Source organism: Roseivirga echinicomitans (assembly GCF_001592935.1).
In the GTDB taxonomy this organism is placed as follows: Bacteria; Bacteroidota; Bacteroidia; order Cytophagales; family Cyclobacteriaceae; genus Roseivirga; species Roseivirga echinicomitans.
In genome coordinates this window covers 90032-111245 of the sequence record NZ_LRDB01000001.1, presented here as the reverse complement: position 1 = coordinate 111245, position 21214 = coordinate 90032, and the positions used below count along the sequence as shown (strand labels likewise).

19 protein-coding genes and 1 tRNA gene are annotated in these 21214 nt (G+C 41.2%); 16 read left to right on the top strand and 4 right to left on the bottom strand.

What is annotated here, in order from left to right:
• Window positions 1–6 precede the first annotated feature (6 nt).
• From AWN68_RS00550 to AWN68_RS00535, 4 genes are read left to right on the top strand one after another with little or no spacing between them, the layout of a single operon-like run.
• Window positions 7–474 carry an NADH-quinone oxidoreductase subunit A gene (locus tag AWN68_RS00550; protein ID WP_068409984.1) on the top strand — a complete coding sequence of 156 codons (468 nt, stop codon included), beginning with the start codon at window positions 7–9 and terminating at the stop codon, window positions 472–474.
• Window positions 474–1001, top strand: a complete 528-nt coding sequence (gene nuoB, locus AWN68_RS00545; protein WP_068409983.1) for an NADH-quinone oxidoreductase subunit NuoB — start codon at window positions 474–476, stop codon at window positions 999–1001. Before AWN68_RS00550 ends, nuoB begins: the two co-directional genes overlap by 1 nt.
• Window positions 998–1483, top strand: a complete 486-nt coding sequence (locus AWN68_RS00540) for an NADH-quinone oxidoreductase subunit C (protein ID WP_068409982.1) — start codon at window positions 998–1000, stop codon at window positions 1481–1483. The genes nuoB and AWN68_RS00540 overlap by 4 nt, the downstream gene beginning before the upstream one ends.
• The gene (locus AWN68_RS00535; RefSeq protein WP_068409981.1) at window positions 1484–2701 is read left to right on the top strand and encodes an NADH-quinone oxidoreductase subunit D; all 1218 of its coding nucleotides are present in this window, start codon (window positions 1484–1486) and stop codon (window positions 2699–2701) included.
• Window positions 2702–2756: 55 nt separating this feature from the next.
• Here AWN68_RS00535 and AWN68_RS00530 read toward each other — a convergent pair whose 3' ends face one another.
• Entirely contained in the window at window positions 2757–3494 is a 738-nt protein-coding gene (locus AWN68_RS00530; protein WP_068409980.1) for an SH3 domain-containing protein, read from the bottom strand.
• Between the two features lie 71 nt (window positions 3495–3565).
• Here AWN68_RS00530 and AWN68_RS00525 point away from each other — a divergent pair.
• The 12 genes from AWN68_RS00525 (at window position 3566) to AWN68_RS00470 (ending at window position 17369) form a co-directional block, all read left to right on the top strand.
• Window positions 3566–3638: transfer RNA gene (locus AWN68_RS00525), tRNA-Lys, on the top strand.
• A gap of 248 nt (window positions 3639–3886) precedes the next feature.
• On the top strand, window positions 3887–4696 hold the full coding sequence (gene murI / locus AWN68_RS00520) for a glutamate racemase (RefSeq protein ID WP_068409979.1): 810 nt from the start codon (window positions 3887–3889) through the stop codon (window positions 4694–4696).
• Window positions 4697–4877: 181 nt separating this feature from the next.
• Window positions 4878–6077 carry a DUF4221 family protein gene (locus tag AWN68_RS00515; protein WP_157716013.1) on the top strand — a complete coding sequence of 400 codons (1200 nt, stop codon included), beginning with the start codon at window positions 4878–4880 and terminating at the stop codon, window positions 6075–6077.
• On the top strand, window positions 6058–7047 hold the full coding sequence (locus AWN68_RS00510) for a hypothetical protein (RefSeq protein ID WP_068409977.1): 990 nt from the start codon (window positions 6058–6060) through the stop codon (window positions 7045–7047). Before AWN68_RS00515 ends, AWN68_RS00510 begins: the two co-directional genes overlap by 20 nt.
• Before the next feature lie 108 nt (window positions 7048–7155).
• Window positions 7156–8253 (top strand): complex I subunit 1/NuoH family protein, encoded by a 1098-nt coding sequence (locus AWN68_RS00505; RefSeq protein ID WP_068409976.1) that lies wholly within the window; start codon window positions 7156–7158, stop codon window positions 8251–8253.
• Window positions 8250–9281, top strand: a complete 1032-nt coding sequence (locus AWN68_RS18690) for a 4Fe-4S dicluster domain-containing protein (RefSeq protein WP_084362706.1) — start codon at window positions 8250–8252, stop codon at window positions 9279–9281. Before AWN68_RS00505 ends, AWN68_RS18690 begins: the two co-directional genes overlap by 4 nt.
• 3 nt (window positions 9282–9284) lie before the next feature.
• On the top strand, window positions 9285–9812 hold the full coding sequence (locus AWN68_RS00495) for an NADH-quinone oxidoreductase subunit J family protein (RefSeq protein ID WP_084362705.1): 528 nt from the start codon (window positions 9285–9287) through the stop codon (window positions 9810–9812).
• A complete protein-coding gene (nuoK, locus tag AWN68_RS00490; RefSeq protein ID WP_172796015.1) occupies window positions 9802–10104 on the top strand; it encodes an NADH-quinone oxidoreductase subunit NuoK in 303 nt (100 codons plus the stop codon). Before AWN68_RS00495 ends, nuoK begins: the two co-directional genes overlap by 11 nt.
• Window positions 10101–12239, top strand: a complete 2139-nt coding sequence (nuoL, locus tag AWN68_RS00485; protein ID WP_068409973.1) for an NADH-quinone oxidoreductase subunit L — start codon at window positions 10101–10103, stop codon at window positions 12237–12239. The genes nuoK and nuoL overlap by 4 nt, the downstream gene beginning before the upstream one ends.
• Before the next feature lie 4 nt (window positions 12240–12243).
• Window positions 12244–13959: a complex I subunit 4 family protein gene (locus AWN68_RS00480; RefSeq protein ID WP_068409971.1), complete on the top strand. Its 1716-nt coding sequence runs from the start codon at window positions 12244–12246 to the stop codon at window positions 13957–13959.
• The gene (locus AWN68_RS00475) at window positions 13956–15467 is read left to right on the top strand and encodes an NADH-quinone oxidoreductase subunit N (protein WP_068409968.1); all 1512 of its coding nucleotides are present in this window, start codon (window positions 13956–13958) and stop codon (window positions 15465–15467) included. The genes AWN68_RS00480 and AWN68_RS00475 overlap by 4 nt, the downstream gene beginning before the upstream one ends.
• Before the next feature lie 9 nt (window positions 15468–15476).
• A complete protein-coding gene (locus AWN68_RS00470) occupies window positions 15477–17369 on the top strand; it encodes an amidophosphoribosyltransferase (RefSeq protein WP_068409964.1) in 1893 nt (630 codons plus the stop codon).
• 23 nt (window positions 17370–17392) lie between these two features.
• On the opposite strand, the gene AWN68_RS00465 is transcribed toward AWN68_RS00470, so the two are convergent.
• The 3 genes from AWN68_RS00465 to amaB all read right to left on the bottom strand — a co-directional run bounded on the left by AWN68_RS00465 (window position 17393) and on the right by amaB (window position 21195).
• The gene (locus tag AWN68_RS00465) at window positions 17393–18676 is read right to left on the bottom strand and encodes a DUF3472 domain-containing protein (RefSeq protein WP_068409962.1); all 1284 of its coding nucleotides are present in this window, start codon (window positions 18674–18676) and stop codon (window positions 17393–17395) included.
• Window positions 18677–18825: 149 nt separating this feature from the next.
• Window positions 18826–19476 (bottom strand): FKBP-type peptidyl-prolyl cis-trans isomerase, encoded by a 651-nt coding sequence (locus tag AWN68_RS00460; protein ID WP_068409961.1) that lies wholly within the window; start codon window positions 19474–19476, stop codon window positions 18826–18828.
• Between the two features lie 168 nt (window positions 19477–19644).
• On the bottom strand, window positions 19645–21195 hold the full coding sequence (amaB, locus tag AWN68_RS00455; RefSeq protein WP_068409960.1) for an L-piperidine-6-carboxylate dehydrogenase: 1551 nt from the start codon (window positions 21193–21195) through the stop codon (window positions 19645–19647).
• Window positions 21196–21214: the final 19 nt, after the last annotated feature.

The window sequence follows — 21214 nt, the reverse complement described above, 5'->3', positions numbered from 1 at the left end:
ATTAGAATGATAGAGCCTAACCTTACAGAATTTGGAACGGTATTGATTTTTATTTTAGGCGCCATCACCTTCGTGTCGGTGGGGCTTATTGCGGCCAGCATTATTCGCCCTAAAAAACCTAATTACGAAAAACTGACAACCTACGAGTCAGGGGAAGAAACCATCGGTAATGCTTGGGGACAGTTCAACATCAAGTTTTATATTGTCGCCATAATCTTCTTGCTTTTCGAAGTCGAAATCATCTACTTATTTCCCTGGGCAGTTATTTTTGGAGACAAGGAATTGATTCAAGGTACTGATTATGCCTGGGCTTGGTTTGCGATTACAGAGATGTTCATTTTCATCTTTATATTGGCCTTGGGCTTGGCTTATGCTTGGCGAAAATGTTATTTAGATTGGGTAAAACCTGTCAATCGAGTTTCCGATTTCAAATCGCCAATCCCTACAGAAGCATATCAAAAGTATAAAGACTAATGGGGCTTTTAGATCGAAATGTACAGAAGAGCGGTATTGTTATTTCCAAGTTAGATGACCTCATCAACTGGGCGAGACTGTCTTCCATGTGGCCTATGGCCTTCGGAACGGCCTGTTGCGCCATTGAATTTATGGGTGCTCAATCCACCCCCTATGATTTAGATCGATTCGGTATAGTGCCTTTCGCCAGTCCGCGCCAAGCGGATGTAATGATTGTAGCGGGTACGGTAACTTTTAAAATGGCCGACCGTGTAAGAAGACTTTATGAGCAAATGGCTGAACCACGTTATGTTGTATCCATGGGCTCATGTTCTAATTGTGGAGGCCCTTATTGGGAGCATGGCTACCATGTGGTAAAAGGGGTGGATAGAATAATTCCTGTAGACGTTTACGTGCCGGGTTGCCCACCAAGGCCAGAAGCTTTGATTGGTGGTTTGCTGAAGCTTCAAGAAAAAATAAGACAAGAAACCATTGTGGCGCCAAAGTCCATTGAAAAGTTGTTGGAAAAGAAAGCCAAAGTAGCATGAATTTCGAGCAAATCGTAGCCCATATTAAAACCAGTTTGGGAGAAGAATTTATTCTTTCGACAGACGAAAATGCTTCGCCAAAGGCCATTATTGTCAAGGCTGAAAATTTGGTGGAGATCATGGATTTCCTTCAGAAAGATGACCAACTCTATATCGATTCTCTTTCCTGTATTACTGGCCTAGACAACGGTCCAGAAGCGAATACAATGGAGATGATTTACAACCTATACTCCATTCCTTTCAATCATCATTTGATGGTGAAGGTGGAATTGTCAAGGGAAAAACCAGTTATCGACTCGCTTTGTGGTTTATGGAGAACTGCCGATTGGCAAGAACGTGAAGTCTACGATCTGTACGGCATTCACTTCAACAATCATCCCGATTTACGAAGGATTTTAATGCCAGCCGATTGGGACGGTTTCCCTCTCAGAAAAGACTACCAAGAACAAGAATACTATCGCGGAATTAAAGTAGAATATTAAGTGGCGAATCAGGTACAATATATCTTCGATAAGGAGAATTTGCGCAAGTCGGCTCCTCAAAAATTCAAGTCTGAAGATTTGAAAAGAGAGGAGATGATTGTCAATATTGGTCCGCAACACCCCTCTACCCATGGGGTACTTCGTTTAGAGGTTTTGGCCAAAGGCGAAGAAGTAATTGAAGTGGTTCCGCACTTAGGTTATTTGCACCGCTGCTTCGAAAAACACGCGGAGAAACTACCTTATAATCAGATCATTCCTTTTGTAGATCGAATGGATTATTTGGCCGCTATGAATACCGAACACGCTTACGCCATGGGCGTGGAGCGGATGTTGGGTATCGATAAAATTATTCCAAAGCGGGTAGAGTATATCCGTGTTTTGGTAGCGGAATTGAATCGATTGGCTTCACATTTTATTGCACTCGGTTCCTACGGAATGGACATTGGTGCGGTTACCGCATTTTTCTGGATGACCCGAGACAGAGAGCACATTGTTCGTTTGTTAGAATGGGCTTCTGGTGCACGAATGCTTTACAATTACATTTGGGTGGGTGGCTTGTTTTACGATTTGCCCGTAGGTTTCGAAGAAAGATGCCTTGAGTTTACTACCTACTTAAAACCTAAAATTAGGGAGCTAGAAAGAGTAGTTATTGATAATAAAATATTCATTGACCGAACTGCCAATGTGGGTGTTTTACCTGTCGATTTAGCGATTAACTATGGCATCACTGGCCCGATGCTGCGTGGTTCTGGTTTGAAGTATGACCTAAGGAAAGTGGATGGCTATTCAGTTTATCCAGAAATAGATTTTGATATACCAGTGGGCAAGGGCGAAGCAGGAACCTTAGGCGATTGCTGGGACAGAACTTGGGTGCGTGTGCAAGAGTGCTACGAGTCGATAAAGATTATTGAGCAATGCTTAGAAAAACTGATCACTGAGCACAAGAGGACCCGTGACTTCGATCCGCGAGCATTAGCACCAAAGAAAATCAGACCAAAAGCACAAGATTTCTACATTCGAGCCGAAAATCCAAAAGGTGAAACTGGCTTCTTCTTCCGTGCCGATGGAAGATCTGACGTGCCGTTCCGTTGCAAAGCACGGGGAGCAAGTTTCGTGAATCTCTCTATTATTAACGAACTGGCAAAAGGTGGTTTAATATCAGATTTGGTGGCTGTTATTGGCTCTATTGATATTGTTTTGGGCGAAGTGGATCGCTAGACGATCCTTGCAAATTTAAAGTGCAGTTTTAAATTTGCAAGGATGCCTTATTCCCCTAAGGCAATTCTTTAAGGTTGTTTTCCCTGATATATGCTCGGCTGTTTTTCCATTTGATTTCTACCCAAATGTCCTTTTGACCCACAATTTCTACTTTATGGCCTTCACCAGTAATTTCGATTAAATCGGCTCCAGCGGAAGGGCCGCTCATTAAATAAGCATTGGCCGAAGTAATAATTCCTTTGGTAGCCAATTGCGAAAAATTGATTAAATAGGTAGTGAGTAGAAGTGAAAATACCAAGCCAATGGTCAATCCGGCCGATTTCTCTTCTAGCTTTTTCTTCCGTTTTAAAATCATACTTAGAATAAGAACACTCAATGCAAGACATACCAACGCAAAGTAATTTCGGTTTTCATCAAAGAATTTTAAGAATAGATTGAAGTCACTGGTAGAGTAACCCTCCAGATTATTTTGCTGCGCCATTTCATTCATTTTGACGAGCACTTTTTTATCCGAAGTGAGTTTGTAATAGTTGTTCAAAGTGTAAAGTGCATTTCCTAAATCCTCCAAACTTTCGTACACAAATGCCATTTTTAGGAGCATTGCTGGCGATGCAACCTTCTCTTCACGCGCTATTTTTTCGTAGAGCGTGAGTGATTGCGTATATAGTTTCTTTTGGAATAAAGAATCTGCAATTTTTAAGTCGTTTGTAACTCCTTGAGAATTAGCGTTTTCTTGAAGACAAAAAAGTGTCAATAAAACGAATGTGAGAATTTTAAAATTTCGTGCTTGCATTTAATTATTTACCTCTTACCTTTGCAGTCGCAATTAAGGAAAACGCCCTTAATTCAACAAGAAAACATTTTGATTTGGTAGCTCAGTTGGTAGAGCATCTCCCTTTTAAGGAGAGGGTCCTGGGTTCGAGCCCCAGCCAGATCACTTCTAAAAGTCTCAGCGAAAGTTGAGACTTTTTTTATGCCTCTACTTTTCTGCTTTGGACTCGCGTTTTTTCCGTGATTTAGCATCCACGAAGATAGTAAGGTCAAACGGCAGTCTACTCGCCTTTCACATTATTTAACGGCAGGTAAAAAAATAAATGCGCGGATTCCCTTCCTTCAGAAAGTCAATAATAATTTGGCGGGGCTGCGTTAAGTTTTTATTCGAAACAAATACCTTAGCAGTTATACATGACCAAAAATCAACCCATAGGAATTTTTGACAGCGGAATGGGCGGGCTTACTGTGGCACATGCCGTAAAAAACCTTCTTCCGAATGAGCAACTCATCTATTTTGGCGACAGTGCTCATTTACCTTATGGTGATAAATCTGCGGCTACCATTCAGGCTTATTCTGTCAAGATTTGCGATGTATTATTGCAGCAAGGATGTAAGGTGATTTTGATTGCCTGTAATTCGGCTTCTGCGGCTGCTTACGAGCTCGTTAAAGCTTACGTGGGCAGCAAGGCTCAAGTGCTCAATGTTATCGACCCTGTGGTGGCTTATGTGGCTGAGAAATATAGTGATGATGCTAACATTGGTTTGATAGGCACCAAGCAAACCGTGGGTTCTGGCGTTTATGAACTAAAGCTAAAGAGTGAAAACCCAGAAATTAACTTTGGGGCTTTAGCAACACCGCTTTTGGTACCCATGATTGAAGAGGGCTTTTACAAAAATGATATTTCAGAGCAAATCATCAATCAGTACTTAGGAAGAGAAGAGCTTGAAGGGATTGAAGCATTGATTTTAGGCTGTACACATTACCCTTTGATCAAAAAGCAGGTGTCGGCATTTTTTAAGGATAAAATCGAAGTGATTGATTCTTCCACCATAGTAGCTCAGGCATTGCAAAATATGCTTCAGGAAAGTGACTTACTTGCCAATGAGCGCTCAGGAAAGAACAGGTTCTTGGTTTCTGACTTTACCCCTTCTTTTCAGGCCGCTGCCGAACTCTTTTTCCAAGAAGAAATTAAATTAGAGAAACACGTTTTGTGGGAGTAAGTAGGTCTACTTCATATTTTTTTCAAAAATACTTCTTATCCCTCTTCCATTATTTTAATCTCTACATTAATATAATTTAATGTATAATTAAGATTATAATTATTTTCTAGGTTTATATTTAAATTGAAATGACACTTTTAGGTCAGTCATAGTCATGGCTCTATTGTCAAAGCTTGGTTTCATGCATAGCATTACAATCCCTATGAAGAATATTCCCTTATATCTGTTGTTTACTATTTTGATCTTTACAGGCTGCTCAGATGGGGGAAGAAATAGCTATTTGGAATCCTGTGAAAACATGGAGGTTGATCTCGGTTTTACTGTAGGGGTGAAAAGAACACAGCTAGAAAAAATAGAAATTTTACCCAAGCACTTTAAGCAACGTGCCCTTTATTCAGTATTGGAAAAGGATGATAATTGGTATATCTGTGAAACATCAGAAAGCAGCCTGAGCTTTACAATCTACGATATGAAAAACGGAGCTATTCTTCGCCATGACTCATTACAGACAATAGATGTGACAGTGGGGCTGCCAACCTTTAAAAGCTTCGACTCTATTTATTTTCAAATGCCAGTGCGCTCCAAGCTGATTAGATTCGATAGTGCTGGAATTATTAGAGAGAATATTGATATGAGCAATCTAAAATTAGACTGGATGATGGAAGGGTCTCCTTTTGGTTTGCATAACAATAGGCAACAAGGCAATATATTAATTAGAAATAATGGGAGTCGAATGGTTTTTGTGAATGACCCATTCGATTTTTGGTACTACCCAGATCAAACAAAGATTAAGCTCATTGTAGAATATGATCCAACCTCAAACACCGTGATTTCCAATTTTGGTGAAAGAAAAAATTTTATGACCCAGGGTGATTTTGAAGTTCCAGATAAATACACATTTCCATATTTAGCTGTGGAGGGCGAATACGTCTACGCTTCTTATCCTTTAGATCATCAGGTTTATAAGTATGATTTAAACACCAGCGAGCTGGTTAACTCATCCTGTGTAAGTAGTTCCAATATCAAGAGATTACCTGACCCGTTGAGGAAAACTGTAGGGTTACAAGAGCAAATTAATTTTCAGATTAGCAGTCCATATTATGGTCAAGTCAATTTTCATAAGGATTTAAACTTATTTACTAGGTTGGTTTTTCATGAACCCAGTGAAGATGCAAAAGTGTCGAGTTGCAAAAATGAATATTCACTATTGGTTTTCAATGCTGATCTAAATTTGATCAATGAGATTGAGTTAGGAAATAAAGACATGTGGAGTAAAGCCTTGGCGGTTTCTTCTGGCTATCTTCTTCCTGGCAAGTGCGATACGGGTAATGGAGACGATTACTTTAAATACAATTATTACTATGAGTTGGTTAAAAAGTAAATATACCTTGATGCTGTTAGGCTTGCTACTAGCTACAAACAACTTAATTGCACAAGACGATTTCGATGACAAGAATTTATTCTATTGTAATGAGAGTGTTGATATCGAGTTTATTTGGCCATTAAGTGAGGACTACTTTGTGGCAAATGTGAAGGATAGGTCCAAGAGTGGGCCTTCTTCAGAATTGCTTTTGCTGTTAAATAAATCACATTTAATTGTGGATACTGTGTATGTCTTAGGTGGCTTCCTTAACTCCTTAAATGTTAGAGAAAATAATTCCTTCACCTTGGTGGCAAGCTTTGCAACGGCTACTTACAAGGTTGCGAATGACCAATTCACACTAGTTTCGAATACAACAAATATCGAAGCCTTCAATGACCTTGTTGCTACTTCAAATTTTAATCAGAATCGTTTGGGTTACTTTTACGGACTTGAAGTAGGCTACGAAACAAAAGCTAAGGACAGAACAAAAAAACGGGAGAAAAAAAATATTCCGAGATACTATTATTTAGACGAGGATGGTGAAAAGCGGTGGATCAACTCGGGTAAGGAAGAAGTTGTTGGAGATCAGTGGAAGTCGTTTTTAGATCAACCTACGTTTGCTCTGGGTGAAGTGACTTCTTATAAAGGTGAAATCTACTTTAACATCCCTATGATTGGCACTTGCTATATCTTAAATCCCCAAGCTGGCAAGGTGAGAACGGTGCTTTACCCCACTGAAGGTGCCAATAGTTGGTTTCTAACCGTTGATAAGGTCACCGGTACGACCTATCTAGTAGGCGATATGGGTGATGATCAATTTTCAATTTACCACATAGACTTAAAGACCAACAAGAAGGCCTTGGTAAGTACACAACAGGGTTTTTACGATGCAATTGTCAATGACCAGATTTTAGTAAAGAAGGAGATAGCGCTTGATAGGAAGAAGAAGTTTAACTGCTTCTATTTAGTGCCGGTTTTTAGCAAATAAAATGCGGTCTTCCTCTTTTATAACTTTATCCTACACCTCTTGTAGACTTTACTTTACGACTTAACGAATTATATACTTTCTTTGCAGTGAACAAGGGAAAATCGGATCGTGTACGCATTTTTATTCTTTTTAAATTTTGTGCTCATCTATACCATTTTTGCGGTGTATGCGGAAAGAAAAATCTCTGCATTCATTCAGGACAGGTATGGGCCAATGGAAACTGGTCCTTATGGTTTACTCCAAACCGTAGCCGATTTGCTCAAATTGCTCCAAAAGGAAGATATTGTTCCTTTAGCAGCCGATAAAAGGATCTTCAAAGTAGCTCCCCTCATCATTTTTACTTCGGTATTTGCTGGTTTTGCAGTGCTTCCGCTCACTTCGGATTTTGGCGGTTCTCAAATTGAAACTGGAATTTTCTACCTATTGGCCATCGTTTCGCTAGATGTGATTGGTATTTTGATGGCAGGCTGGGGTTCCAACAGTAAATATGCTTTGCTGGGCGCCATGCGTTCTGTGGCTCAAATTATTTCTTATGAAATTCCGTTGGGACTGTCTGTGGTTTGCGTCATCATGGTTTCTCAGTCGCTCAACTTGCAAGAGATCGTTTATCAGCAAGGGATATTTATCAATGCCATCGACCCGAATGCTCAGAACTTCCTTTTCGGCATTAAGGCTTTAGGGATTGAAACCACTCATATTGGCGGTTTCCTGACTTGGAACATTTTTAGAATTCCATTTTTCTTCTTGGCCTACCTTATCTTTTTCATTGCCTCTTTGGCGGAAGCCAACCGTGCTCCCTTCGATATTCCGATTGCAGAATCGGAATTGGTCGCTGGTTTTCATGTAGAATATTCTGGCTTCAGGTGGGCCATGATCATGCTTTCAGAGTATGGTATGATGCTCTTGATTTCATTTTTAGGAGCAATTCTGTTTTGGGGTGGTTGGAACACCCCTCTGCCTAATATTGGTTCTGTGGCCTTGGCCGATTGGACCAGTGGCGAACCCGGCACGGTTGCGGGACATTTATGGGGTGCATTTTGGTTGGTATCGAAGGCTTTGCTTACAGTAGGTTTGCAAATCTGGATCCGTTGGACTTACCCTAGGTTAAGGCTAGATCAGCTCATGAATTTAAGCTGGAAATACCTGACTCCTGGCGCTATAATTTTGGTTTTGGTGAGTGCTTTGTGGAGATTGCTGATGATATGAGTAAGTACTGGAAAAATATCGCCATTGCTACAAAAACCCTGAAAGAAGGGCTCAAGGTTACTTTTGAGCACATGAAGGATGCGACTACTCAGCGCGATCCATTGTATGTGGACGATGAAAATTACTTCGAGAAACAGATTGGAATTTTCGCCACACAATACCCTAAAGAAATTATTCCGGTGCCCGACAATGGGCGCTATAAGCTTCACAATGAAATTGAAGACTGCATTGTCTGCGACAAGTGCGCTAAAATTTGCCCTGTAGACTGCATTGACATTGAGCCAGTAAGGGCGGTAGAAGAAATCGGGAAGACTTCAGATGGCACCCCAAAACGGATTCATGCCGCCAAGTTCGATATCGATATGGCAAAATGCTGCTTCTGTGGTTTATGCACTACCGTTTGCCCTACGGAATGCCTCACCATGACCAAGGAATACGATTTCAGTGCTTTCGATTTTGCCGAGCATAACTTTGTTTTTGGCGAAATGACTCCGCTAGAAATTATTGAGAAAAGACAGGCTTTAGAAGAGTTCAATAAAAAGAAGGAAGAAGAGAAAGAGAAAATGGCGGCCTTTGCCAAAAGCAAACCTACCTCAGAAGCTGCTGCAAAACCTGCAGGTGCAAAGCCAGTTTTTAGGCCGAAAGCAATGAAGCCGAAGACGGCAGCTACTTCTACTGAAGAAAAATCGGATGATGCAGCTAAGCCAGTAAGGCCAAAAGTGGTGATGAAACCGAAAATTCAGGCCAAGAAAATAGAGGAGCCAAAGGAAGAAACTAAAGTGGAAGGTGTTCCGAACACTGCAAGGCCGAAAATACCGATGAAGCCGAAAATTCCTGCTGCACCAAAAGCTGAGGCTTCGGAAGAAAAGCCTGTGCAGCGCGTGGTCATTCGACCTAAAATTCATGTGCGGAAGAAAGAGGAGGAAGGTTCTTCGGAAGAAGCGAAACCAAAACCTCGCCCGATAATGCGGCCAAAAATCCAACCGAAGAAAAAGGATGATGAAGATAAAAATGAGACAAACGATTAACGGATGCCAATAGAGAACATCATATTCTATGCGTTTTTAGGACTTACGGGTCTGTCGGCATTGTTTATTCTCTTGTCGAAGAATATTCTGTATTCGGCATTTGCGCTGATTGCCACTTTTATTGGAATGGCGGGTATTTTCGTTTTACTCGGAGCCGAATTTGTGGCCATCACTCAAATTTTAGTCTATGTCGGTGGTGTCCTCATATTGATGGTTTTTGGCATTATGCTCACCAATCGCTTGTCGCAAGCCAAAGTGGAGACGGAGGTGTATAATAAATTCTTTGGCATATTAATCTCGGCAGGGCTGTTTTATATTTTGGCCAAAGCCATTGAAATGGCTGATTTTGCCAATATGGGTTGGATGAAAAATACGCCTTCAGCACCTTCAAGTGTTAGTGATTTAGGAATGAAAATCATGACAGATTATGTACTGGTTTTCGAAGTGATTGGCATTTTGCTTTTGCTGGCTTTAATTGGCGCAGTGCGCATTGCAGGTAATACAAGAGAGGAGGGAACTGATGCCGCTTAATACCGTTTTGCTGCTGGGTGCCGCCTTATTCTGTATCGGTTTGGCCGTTGTGGTTACTCGCAAAAATGCCATTGCCGTTTTGATTGGCATTGAACTCATGTTGAATGCTACCAACTTAAACTTAGTCGCTTTTAGCCGTTTTGATGCGGTAGAGTTGCAAGGCCAGGTTTTTGCGCTTTTCGTCATTACCGTAGCCGCTGCCGAAGCTGCTGTTGCACTGGCAATCGTCATTAAAGTGTATCAACATTTCCAAACGGCCAATCTGGATAAAATCAATGAACTGAAAGGATGATTGATTTGAACGACATCATATCGACCACGGAATTTAATCCTTTGATTTATTGGATAATCGCTTTGATGGCCATTCCGTTACTGTCGTTTTTCACTACTACTTTTATAAAGAAAATAGCGCCTGCTTGGGCCACACTGTTATTGGGAGTTAACCTTTTGATTTCCATTTACCTGGCTTCGCAATATTGGGACACTACGGGAGTGTCAATTCGTGGAAATTGGTTTAGCATTGGCGATACGCAACTCACTTATTCTTTTCTGATTGACCAACTGGCGCTGATTATGCTGGTGGTGGTTAATTTTATTTCGGTGTTGGTGCATTTCTTTTCTATGGAATATATGCGCCATGATGAGAACAAGTCCCGCTATTTTGGTTTGCTTGGACTATTTACCTTCTCCATGCTGGGCATTATTCTGTTTTACGATTTGCTCTTCATTTTCATTTTTTGGGAACTGGTGGGTTTATCTTCTTTCCTGCTTATTGGTTTTTGGTTCGAAAAGAAATCCGCTTCTCTGGCTGCCAACAAAGCCTTTATCATGAACCGCATTGGTGATTTAGGTTTCATCACTGGTTTGATGATTCTCTATTCTCAGTTCCAAACTTTCGATTTAGAAGGCATAAAATCATTGACGGTGCTCAGCAGTATCGAAGATGGAAATTGGGTAGCCGAATACTTTAAAAATGGCGAATTGGTCAGAAATAGCCTCGATGGTCGATGGCTGAGTGCGGCTGGTATTGCGCTGTTTTGTGGGGCTGTAGGTAAATCGGCTCAATTCCCATTACAAGTCTGGCTTCCCGATGCCATGGAAGGGCCAACGCCAGTTTCGGCATTGATTCACGCGGCTACCATGGTGGCGGCTGGTGTGTTTATGATCGCACGGATCTTTGTGATTTTAGATGCTCAGGCGTTGGAAGTTGTAGCCGTTGTAGGTGCCATTACTGCCTTTATGGCGGCCGTTGCTGCCTTTTCACAATTCGACATTAAAAAAGTATTGGCTTATAGCACCATTTCACAATTGGGTTATATGGTTTTGGCCATGGGAGTGGGTGCTTACACAGCAGGGCTTTTTCATCTGGTAACGCACGCCATGTTTAAGGCTGGATTGTTCTTAAGTGCTGGAACCATCATTCATCAATTGCATCAGCTTGAGGGCAAGGATATCAATTTCGATCCGCAAGACATGCGTGTGATGGGTGGGCTTCGGAAGTACATGCCAGTGACCTTCATTTGCTTTTTGATTTGCGCATTGGCCTTGGCGGGTTTACCAGGTTTTTCAGGCTTCCTTTCAAAAGATGCCATTTTACTAAACACTGCGGTGTGGGTTGATGAAAAGGGTGGAGGCTTCTATTTTATTGAAGTGCTTGCTTTTGCTACAGTGTTGATTACTGCATTCTACACTTTCAGAATGATCTTCTTGGTGTTTACGGGTGATTTTAGGTTGCCAAAACTTATCCCAGCGAACGCTACACTAAAGCCTTTAAAGGAAGGAAACGGTTTCTTGAAATTGCCGATGGTGTTATTGGCGATTGGTTCTCTGAGCGTGATTTTTGGCTTCACCATGAAGGCCGAAGACACATGGTTCTATCAATTAATTCAAGATCCAATTTTCTTGGTACCGGAAAGTTACGCAGCATTCAACCTTATGGATTTGCCTCATGAATGGTTCGAGAATTTGCATTTTCGTGTAGCAACCATTTCAATTGGTTTGGCTCTGTCGGGGCTAGTTATTGCCTATTTCTTATTCAAACCAGGAGCGAAATACTCAGCTTCATTTGCAGAAAAGCGCGAACCAATTGGGTTAGTCGGTCAGGTTTCATTTTACCACTGGTATCAGAATGCGCTTTACGAAAAAGTTATATTGAAATTTATAATGTGGAGTGCGAAGCGTATTGCTTGGTTCGACCGCGTGATTTTGGACGGTTTCATCAACTTTATCGCCAAGTTTCAGGTGGTGTTTGCGCACCTCATTGCTTGGTTCGACAGGAATATCATTGATGGATTCGTACATTTGACGACTTATACAACTGGACGCGTTGGGCAACTGACACGTTCGGTGCAGTCGGGCAATGTACAAGCATATATTATGGCTGCTTTAGCCTTTTTAATACTCATGTTAATCTGGCTTCTATTTTAGTGAAATGATAGAAAATCTTTTAACCTATATCATATTTACCCCGCTGCTTGGCGCGCTTGTGGTCTTGTTTTTACCGAAGTCGAAAACCAGTAGCTTCAAATGGGTTGCCCTTGTGGCATTGGGCGTTACGCTTGTACTATCCGTATTGGCAGTTACTAGTTTCGATGCCTCGGTGGAAGGGCTTACCAATTCTGAAGATCAGCTTCAGTTGGTGGATAAAGCCGAATGGTTTTCAGTCCAACTGGGTTCCCTCGGTAAATTTTCAGTTGATTATTTTGTAGGGGTTGATGGACTGAATCTGTCACTATTGCTTTTGGCAGCCATTGTGCTCTTTATTGGCGCCATTTCTTCCTTCGGAATTAAGCAAAAACAGAAGGGTTATTTTGGGTTGTACTTGCTGCTTTCTACTTCGGTTTTAGGTTGTTTTGTAGCGCTAGATTTCTTCCTTTTCTACCTCTTTTTCGAGTTTATGCTTTTACCCATGTACTTCCTTATCGGAATTTGGGGTGGACCGAGAAGAGAATACGCTGCCATTAAATTCTTTCTTTATACACTAGTCGGTTCTATCTTAATCCTGATCGTCATGATTGGGCTTTACAACTCAGTATACGATCCTGTAAAAACCGGTATGGAAGCGGGAGTGATCGAAAATGTTTCTGAGGCTTCTCCAGACATGATCAGCAGTATCCAATTTGCGGTGCAATCGGGGCAAATGGAAAGTGAAAATATTGTGAAGTCATTCAACATGATTTCAATGGCGGATGACGCTAACTACCTGCCTGATTCATTTTTAGGTAAGAACAGTTATGGTGAAATCTTCGGCCAATCTGCACGATGGATGGCTTTTTTAGCCTTGTTGATCGGTTTTGCGATTAAGCTTCCGGTTTTCCCATTCCATACTTGGCTACCCGATGCACACGTAGAAGCACCAACCGCAGTTTCGGTAGTGCTGGCAGGAATTCTATTGAAAATTGGCGGTTACGGAATCATTCGAACGGCCTTTAGTTTCTTCCCCGATAGTGCATTTCACTATACTTGGCTGATCGGATTCTTTGGCTTATTCTCCATATTATATGGCGCCATGAACGCCTTGGCACAAAAAGATTTAAAGCGACTGATCGCTTACAGTTCCGTTTCTCACATGGGCTTCGTACTACTAGGTTTGGCCGCTATGACGGTAGAGGGTGTCACTGGAGCAATTTATCAAATGTTCAGCCACGGATTAATATCGAGTATGCTCTTCCTTCTGGTAGGCGTGTTGTACGATAGAACCCATGACCGTGGAATCGAAAACTATGGAGGTTTGGCTTCTAAAATGCCGAAATTCACCATTCTCATTACCATCGCTTTCTTTGCCTCATTAGGCTTGCCAGGCTTCTCGGGCTTCATTGCCGAACTGATGGTGTTTATCGGAGCTTTCAAATCTTCAACTGTTATTGGCGCCATTCCATATTGGATGCCAGTGGTGGCCACTTTAGGCTTGGTATTAGGCGCAGGCTATTATTTGTGGACACTTCAGCGTATGTTTTTTGGCAAGTTTTGGGTGAAAGACAAGGCTTGGAGAGAGACTTTGGTGGATTTGAACGCCAGAGAATATGTAATGCTGGTTCCGTTGGTAATCCTGATCATTTGGTTCGGTATTTACCCAGCAACCCTGCTCAACCTCATTAATAATTCAGTGGAAGGTTTCACGCAACTTTTAATCCTTTCGGTTGAATGATATTGCTGCAATCCAATATGACACTCGGGCTGAAGGAGCAAATTCAAGGTATTTCAGCTGATATTGCTTGGTTAGCGCCAGAGATTACTTTGGTCATCACAGCAGTGCTTTTGTTGATTTACGATCTAATTTTCAAAGAAAATAAATCAGTTGGTTTGGCAGCCATTGCTTTTGCAGGCATGACCTTCACTTTGGCTTTACTTATCGCTGGTTGGGGAAATATTGAAGAGGATAGAATCCTTATGGACGGAATGATCCGTTTGGATGGAGTAGCCATTTACCTAAAAGCATTTTTCAGTATTGGTGGATTGATCGGTTTAGTGATGATGCTTCGCTCTAAGCAGAAAGAGAAGTTCTTTAAATCAAGCGAAACGCTATTGTTGTTCTTCGGTTTGGTTTTGGGCACTTTCTTGATGACAATGGTCATTAATTTTTTAATGGTGTATGTGGCTATCGAACTGGTTTCTATTTGCTCTTATGTGCTCACGGGGCTTTTCAAAAGCAAAAGAAATTCTGAAGCAGCCATGAAATATTTGCTGTTTGGAGCAGTGGCTTCAGCTGTAATGATTTACGGAATGAGCTGGTTGTATGGCTTTACGGGGACATTAGATTTTACTTCAACTGCCTTTGCAGAAGGGATTTCTCAAGTGGCGGTATTTCCGCTTTCCTTGGCCTTAATAATGACTATTGGAGGTTTCGTTTTCAAATTAGGCGCTTTTCCTTTTCATATTTGGTCACCCGATGTATACGAGGCCAGCCCAACACCTATTGTCGCTATTTTTTCTTCTTTACCAAAATTGGCGGCCTTGGCCATTTTATTCCGCTTTGTAGCAAGCCTTGATTTAGCATTAGTTGATTGGCAATTGTGGTTAGGTATTATTGCCATTGCCAGCATGACGGTGGGTAATTTTTCAGCCTTATGGCAAAAGGATGTCAAACGAATGTTGGCCTACTCTTCCATTGCCCATGCGGGTTTCCTTTTGGTAGGGGTTTTAGCTTTTTCTGAAAGTGGGGAGACTTCCGCATTATTTTACGGAAGTATTTATTTGCTGATGAATTTTGGGGCTTTTTTCTTGGTTCAGTTATTTGAAGATAATGAAGGCAAAACTTCTTTTGATGCTTTTAAAGGAATGGGGTCGAAAGTGCCCTATTTAGGAGTGTTGCTTCTTATTGTCATGATTTCGTTGACGGGGCTTCCGCCTATGGCTGGTTTTAATGCCAAACTTTATATTTTCTCAAGCCTTTGGGAAACGTGGCAAATTGAAGGTTCTAGCATTTTAATTTGGGCTTTTATTTTCGGTTTGTTCAATACCGTTGTTTCGCTCTTCTTTTATCTAAAAATACCTTATTACATGTTTTTTAAGGGTAGTGAGGAAGCTGTTAGCTCAGTAGTAGGTAATTTAACCGACAAAATCTTGGGCACTATTTTAGTCGCACCCCTGTTATTGTTATTCTTTAAATCAGATTGGTTGTTGAACGTTTTGAATAGTATTAACTTTGCCCTTTGAATCGACTAAATGAGCGAACAGATTAAACACGAGTGCGGGATTGCAAAAATCCGTCTTCGAAAACCCCTCCAATACTACATCGACAAGTATGGCTCAGCCACCTACGCCATAAGTAAACTCTACATCATGATGCAAAAGCAAGCCAACCGCGGTCAAGATGGGGTTGGAGTGGCGAACATCAAGCTAGGAGTGGACCCGGGAATTCGATATATAAGTCGTTACAGAACCATTGAGCAACAGCCAATTACCAGTATTTTTGGGAAAATTTCTAAGAAATTCGAAAAGGCGAAGAAGAAGGAAGGCTACAACCCTAAGGATGCCCAGTGGCTGAAAAATAACATGGGTTTTACTGGAGAGCTTTGGTTAGGACACCTTCGATATGGAACTCACGGAAAGAATAGTATAGAAAGCTGCCACCCATTTTTAAGACAAAATAACTGGAGAAGCCGTAACCTAGTAATGGCGGGCAACTTCAACATGACCAACGTAGACGAACTCTTCGATCTATTGGTAAGCCTTGGCCAGCACCCTAAAGAAAAAACCGATACCGTTACTGTAATGGAAAAAATCGGTCACTTTATGGACGAGGAAAATCAGCGTATTTTCGATAAGTATAAGAAGAAAAAGAGCAACGCTGAAATTACAGAGATTATAGAAAATGAATTGAATATTCAGCGTGTGCTGAAACGTTCATTCAAAGATTTTGATGGCGGTTATGCCATGGTAGGCTTATTGGGTCACGGAGCTTCTTTTGTCGTGCGCGATCCAAATGGAATTCGTCCAGCCTTCAAATATATTGATGATGAAGTGATCGTAGTAGCCTCTGAAAAGCAGGCAATCAAAGCGGCTTTCAACGTAAACTATTCCGACATTTCTGAAGTAGAGCCAGGCCATGCACTGATTGTGCACAAGGACGGTGAATGGGATGAAGTGCCGATCATGAAGAAGCGTGAGCTTAAGGCTTGTTCTTTCGAAAGAATTTATTTCTCGAAAGGAACCGATCCGGATATCTATCGTGAAAGAAAGGAACTTGGTAAGCTCTTGATTCCTCAAATTTTGAAGGCGGTTAATTTCGACCTGAAGAATACGGTTTTCTCTTTCATTCCGAATACAGCTGAAATTTCTTTCTTGGGAATGATGCAGGGAGTGGATGAATATCTACTTCGCAAAAGGAAAGACATTATTATTGACGGGAAACCTCACATTGATGATGTTGAAGAGCTTTTAAGCTTTCAACCTAGAGTTGAGAAATTGGTAATCAAAGATGCCAAACTCAGGACTTTCATTGCGAGTGATGAAAGTCGCGATCAGTTGGTGGCCAGTGTTTACGACACTACTTACGAAGTAATTAAGAAGAATGTGGATACGATTGTTGTGGTCGATGATTCGATTGTTCGAGGAACTACTCTTGAGAAGAGTATTCTAAAAATGCTCGACTTGCTTGAGCCTAAAAAGATTGTGATTGTTTCTTCTGCTCCTCAAATTCGTTACCCTGATTGTTACGGAATTGATATGTCGAAAATGAAGGAGTTTGTTGCCTTTAGGGCCATGCTTCTTTTACTAGAAGAGAAATATGGTAAAGACCACACAGAACTTCAAAAGGCATATGATATTGCGAACCAACACATAAATGACAAAGAACAGGCGAACTATATTCAGAGCTTGTACGATCAGTTTACTGATGATGAGATTTCAGCGAAAATCACGGATATAGTAAGGCCTAAAGGAATGAAAGCTGAATTGGAAGTGGTTTATCAAACGGTTGATAATTTGCACAAGGCTTGTCCTAATAATTCTGGTGATTGGTACTTCACAGGTAACTACCCCACTCCGGGTGGTCACCGAGTCGTAAATAAATCGTTTATGAATTTCTACGAAGGAAAAGAAGGAAGGGCTTATTAAGCCCTTTTTTTATGTCTGAATTTTTAAGGCAATAGGCTGAAATCAATATTGGGAGCGATGCCTAATGGTTCACGTTCAATCATACTATCAATGGTTGTCCAGCCGGAGAAGAAGCCACAGTTTTGCATAAAGAAGGAAGTGCCTTCAGCGCCACCAGCATAGTCCATTCTGGATTCTTTTCGAGCAGTAGCATCAGCTGTAAACTTCGCGGTGGTCATTTCATACCAGTTACCTTTGGTGTCGTACACCCATTGATTTGAGTAGAGCCCTTTGCGCGTTTGATTGCCCGTCTCTGTATGAAAATTCTCTAAGAATGAATGAGGTCTTTTTAAATAAGTGTCGGTTTTAGGTCTTCTGAAAGAGGCGATCAATTCCCACTTGTCAATTTCGGGAGCAAAGAAATAGGCAGTAAAATCAGTGCTGTTATTTCCAGCAGGCTCCGCCTTCAAAAGGAAACGATAGCTTGTTCCAGTTTTCCACATGTATTTGCGGTAGCTTTGCCCACCCGATCCTTCATTGCCAAATTCGCCCGTATAAATGCGATCTCCTTTTTTCAACATTTTAATCTGTTGGTCTTCAGGAATGTCTTTTGGGTTATCCGTTTTGAACGGACTCCACACTGAGAAGAGAATTCTTCTTTCATCAGCGCCATTTACTTGAATCCCGAAATAGCCTTCTGCAAATCCGTTGGCCATAAAATAACTACCCAAAACATCTTCGCCTTCGGGCACATTGATTTCATTATAGAAATAGAGCACATCTGCTGCTGCTTCAGGTACTTGATATGTCAGGTGAACAGAAGGGCCTCTTCGCCCCCAGTAAAAGTCTTCTTTTGCAAAATAGACTTTGCCTTGGGTTGCTGCTCCACCAACTAATATTTCCGAAATATCTATTTGTGATGAGTTGTCCTCTCCTGTAATTTCGAGCGTATGATAGCCTGGTCTTTTAATATTGAAAGTAGCAATTGAAACCAAATCGAGTTCAGTATTGGAGAGTTTTACGCTTTGATTTTTTCCATCAAAACTGACTTTCAAAGTTGTGGCATTAGTTAACTTTGCCCTCATCCCAATTTTGATTTCCCCAGTCTCAGCAATATAAAAATAGGTCTTGGCCGATGTGCCATTTGGATTCCAATTCTTGACTCCATTGTCGAGTAGATTGCGATCTTGTTGAGAATTCAATCCCTCAATCCAAGTATTTCCTTTGGTAGGGACGGTAATGGGTAGCTCCTCTAGAGTGAATTTCTCCACTTTTGGAGTACATCCGAACACTGTAAAAGCGATAAATAGTACGACTAATTTATACATCAGGGTATATTTTAATATTCTAAAATGACGATTGAAAGCATAGGGGAAATGATTATCATTCGGGTGGGCTGGGCCCGTTATTAAATTTTTCTTTCAAGGGTTTAACTTCTTAAAATGATTGTATAAAAAAACAGCCAGCTGTTTTCCTCCTACCGCCTTAAAATGTACACCTGAAAAATAAGCGTGGCATTTGGGGGTACTTCTCTAGTGCCTTCTGGTCCATAAGCCATTCGTGCAGGCACTTTTATAAAACCATTGTCTCCTTCTTGAAAATACTTGAGGCCATCCTGAAAACCATCAATCAAATCACTCTTTTTTAGGTTAATGCCAATGGGTTTTTTTGTTCTAAATGAGCTGTCAATTTCTTTTCCATTCAATAAGTAGGTGGCATAATGTAAAACCATATCGCTGGGTTCCAAAATGGGTTCTGTGTAGATTTCTCCTTTCACTTTTGAGAGCTCCAAGTTGTTTTTAACCATAACCCAAGTCATACTGTTGAACTGATCTTCTCGTATTTTTTCAAATTTTTCTTCTGGGTTTTCATCCGTTACAACTTCCCCGATTTCGTTCCATTCCTTTAACTGAATTAAGATTCCACGATCGTTATATTTCTCCTCGCGCTTTTTCGAACCGTCTTCATACCAAAATGAATGCTTGCCTATTTTGATTCCATCTGCCATTCTACCCTGATACTTCTTCTCGCCATTCTCATACTTCTCTACCATTTTTTGAGCAAAGACAGAGTTGGTTTGAAATGTCAGGAATAGGCAAATACTGAAGGTGTACAGGAATGGTTTCATGCTTAAATTCTTTCTTTCAAAGTAAGAATAATTTACAGAAAGGTCTCAAAAAAGATAGTTTATGAATTAATGTTTGAGAGAAGAGTTCAGTATTCTCTACTAAACAAAGAAAGAGCAGCCATAGGCTGCTCTTCTCGAGTATTAATAAATTTAAACTTCACTAAGTCCTTATAAATCGAACTTAATGCCTTGGGCTAATGGCAGCTCGGTAGAGTAATTCAATGTATTTGTTTGTCTACGCATGTAGGCTTTCCAAGCATCTGAGCCAGACTCTCGTCCTCCACCAGTTTCTTTTTCTCCACCAAATGCACCACCAATCTCGGCACCAGAAGTACCAATATTTACGTTGGCAATTCCGCAATCGGAACCTACCGCAGAAAGGAATTGATGCGCATCGCGCATGCTGTTTGTCATAATAGCTGATGACAATCCTTGCGCTACTCCGTTTTGAACTGCGATTCCATCATGTACATCACCTTTATACTTTAATATGTAGAGTATAGGTGCAAAAGTTTCTGACTGAACGATCTTGAAGCTGTTTTCTGCTTCAATAATACACGGCTTCACGTAACAGCCGCTTTCGAAGCCTTCACCAGAAAGCACCCCTCCTTCAACCAACACCTTACCGCCTTCAGCTTTTGCTGCTTCAATGGCTTTATTATAATTATTTACTGAATCCTTGTCGATAACAGGCCCAACGTGATTCTTTTCATCCAATGGATTTCCAATTCTCAGCTGACCGTAAGCACCAACAACGGCATCTCTTACTTTATCATAAATATCTTCGTGAACAATCAACCTACGGGTTGAAGTACATCTTTGACCAGCAGTTCCTACAGCACCAAATACAGCACCGATCACTGTCATTTTAATATCGGCATCTGGCGTTACGATAATCGCATTGTTACCTCCCAACTCAAGGATAGACTTCCCCAAACGAGCTGCCACAGTTTGGCCAACAATTTTACCCATACGAGTAGAGCCTGTTGCCGAAATTAATGGCACACGCTCATCTTTCGTCATCCACGAACCCACATTGTAGTCACCGTTAATTAAGCAGCTGATACCCTCTGGTAAATCGTTTTCTTTTAATACTTCAGCAATTATATTTTGGCAAGCCACACCTGTTAATGGTGTTTTTTCTGAAGGCTTCCAAACACATACGTCACCACAAACCCAAGCCAAGGCGGTGTTCCAAGCCCAAACTGCTACCGGGAAATTGAATGCCGAAATGATTCCAACAATACCAAGTGGGTGATATTGCTCTTGCATGTGATGTAATGGTCGTTCTGACTTAATGGTAAGGCCGTGAAGCTGACGAGAAAGACCCACTGCAAAATCACAGATGTCGATCATTTCTTGTACTTCGCCTAAACCTTCTTGATAAGATTTCCCCATTTCATAGGAAACTAGCTTACCCAAATCGGCTTTGTGCTCTCTTAATTTTTGACCGAACTGACGAACAATTTCTCCTCTTAAAGGTGCCGGAGCATCTCTCCAATCCTTAAAGGCAGCCTGAGCTGTTTCAATCACCTTATCATACTGAGCTTGTGTTGTCACACTCACCTTACCTATTAGGGCGCCATCTACAGGGGAATAGGATTCTAAAAAATTATCTCCGCCATGCGACTGCAAACCTGTAGAGGTTCCGTTGTTTTTAGCTGCTACACCTAGGTTTTTTAAGGCCTCAGTAATACCAAATTCAGTTTGAATATTCATAATATTTTATCTGTCAATT